Raw genomic sequence first — 1,845 nt, forward strand, 5'->3', positions numbered from 1 at the left:
GCTGGTTTGGCGTCGAGGTTGGACTGGGCGATCGCTGGTTTGGTGTCGGGATTGGATGAGACCTCTTGCATAAATCTTTGATCGATCGATCAACCGCAGATACAAAGCAGATAAACGCAGATCAACGCAGATAACTTTAATAATTGAGAGCGACTTTTGCCAGAGGTCTATGGCGCGTCGGGTCTGGATGGGGCGACGGGACCCGACTGGACGCTCGCTGCTTTGGCGTCGGGGCCCGACTGGACGCTCGCTGCTTTGGCGTCGGGGCTGGATTGGGCGTTGGGGCTGAACAGGGCGGCGTCGGCGGTCTACTTGCATTGCAGTGTTGTGGTATCAAACTCGCACGATCAGTTTATAATAGGTCGGCGTCTAAATGACAAGGGTGTCGATCGAGTCGGCTGTTGTCAATTTTATCGGTCTGCTAGGCTGATTGACAGTTCTAATAATTGTAAAGGTTTCAGGATAGCACTCAGTTGAAGCAAAATCCTTAGAAAAACATGAGAAATTTTTGGAGTCTGGCTGTTTTGGGATTTGCGATCGCCTGGGTGAATAATTATTTGATACCTGATGTTTGGGCATTGCAGTCTCAACCTGCTGTCGCTGTTGTCGATCGACAAACAGAAACACACGGCGCGGATGTAGCGGCTGAGTTTACTGGAGACAGCGAAAATCGGGAACCAACAACAAATAAGCAAAGTGTTTCTAGTTTCCTCAGTCTGTTTCGGGACTTGAACAACTTACCTGAAATTTCCTATTCCCAATTGCTGGAAGTGCTGGCGAGACGACCAGACTCAGACAATACTGCGAGAGAAACCGCTATACTACCCGAAGACATAGCACGTTTTGAAAATATTGTACAGTATGCCAAACAGGAAAATTTGCCCGATCGCCCGATCGGAGAAATCGTCCAGGCGATCGCCGATAACTTCCTAGGAAAGCCCTACGCCGAGGGTTTGCTGGACAAATCCGGCGCCGAAAAGTTGATCGTAACGTTGAATCAATTTGATTGCGTTTTGTTTGTCGAGACCGTTTTGGCTATTTCGCGAGGCGTAGCAGTAAAAGATTACGACTACCAAAACTTTGTAAATCGCATAGAAGACCAGCGGTATTTAAACGGTAAAATCAACGGTTATTGCAGCAGATTGCACTATTTTTCGGAATGGATTAACGACAATCAAAAACGGCAAACAGTGGAAAATATCACAGCTCAATTGGGCGGAGTACCCATGAATAAAACACTAAATTTCATGAGCTTGCACCGCAGCAGTTACCCGCAAATGGTGAAAGACGAAGCGACTTATCAGTGCATAGTCAGCCAAGAAACAGACTTAGCCAAAACTACGGTTAATTACATCCCGACAAATCAGATCAAAAGTGTTTATTCGCAGTTAAAACCGGGGGATATTGTGGCCGTAGCCACGGATGTCAAAGGATTGGATGTCACCCACACAGGTTTTGCGTACAGGAATGCAGACGGGAATCTGGGTTTTATTCACGCTTCGCCGGCTGGGGCTGTGACGGTGGCTTACGACTTGCAGAGATATATTAGCAGAGTCGAAAGTGCGATCGGCATTGTAGTAGCAAGAGCAAAAACACCTAATTAAATTGGTTCGTAGTGAGGACTTCAGTCCGCATTCATGAAGGACTGAAGTCCGAACGATCAAACCCGATCGAGGTTTGACATAATTAAATTGGTTCGTAGTGAGGACTTCAGTCCGCATTTATGAAGGACTGAAGTCCTCACTACAAACCCGATCGAGGTTTGACCTAATTAAATTGGTTCGTAGTGAGGACTTCAGTCCGCATTTATGAAGGACTGAAGTCCTCACTACAAACCCGATCGAG

At 46.9% G+C, this 1,845-nt stretch carries 1 protein-coding gene; it reads left to right on the forward strand.

Translation table 11 applies throughout. The features are described 5' to 3' along the window. Positions 1-497: 497 nt before the first annotated feature. Positions 498-1,604, forward strand: a complete 1,107-nt coding sequence (locus tag QUB64_RS22065; protein ID WP_333278659.1) for an N-acetylmuramoyl-L-alanine amidase-like domain-containing protein — start codon at positions 498-500, stop codon at positions 1,602-1,604. Positions 1,605-1,845 lie beyond the last annotated feature (241 nt).

Source organism: Microcoleus sp. Aus8_D2, from assembly GCF_036702665.1.
Classification (GTDB): Bacteria; Cyanobacteriota; Cyanobacteriia; order Cyanobacteriales; family Microcoleaceae; genus Microcoleus.

What these genes read in the sequence shown, in the direction of transcription:
- QUB64_RS22065 (WP_333278659.1), top strand. Translation starts at nt 498, where the DNA reads ATGAGAAATTTTTGGAGTCTGGCTGTTTTGGGATTTGCGATCGCCTGG.